Genomic DNA, 219 nt, shown 5'->3' with positions numbered 1-219 from the left:
CCAGAAAAAACTTAAAAGACATATCATAACGTGAGCGTTCCACCACATCAACGTCTGATAAATCAAAAATAACTTTCAGAAGCAGATATTTAAACATTCTGACAGGACTTACGGCACTTCTTCCTTTCGTTATCGAATAATTTTCTATTACTTCATCGTAGATGAATGAAAAATCGATAATGTCTTTCATTCTTCTCAGTTTGTTATTTTTAGGTACAA

1 protein-coding gene is annotated in these 219 nt (G+C 32.0%); it reads right to left on the bottom strand.

Annotated features, from left to right (window positions below; translation table 11 throughout):
• A partial coding sequence (locus ERX27_RS11325; RefSeq protein WP_133432870.1) for a transposase occupies positions 1–219 on the bottom strand: 219 nt, incomplete at both ends.

Origin of the sequence: Macrococcus brunensis (assembly GCF_004359615.1) — a bacterium.
Lineage (GTDB): Bacteria > Bacillota > Bacilli > Staphylococcales > Staphylococcaceae > Macrococcus > Macrococcus brunensis.
This window is presented reverse-complemented; position numbering and strand designations above follow the sequence as displayed.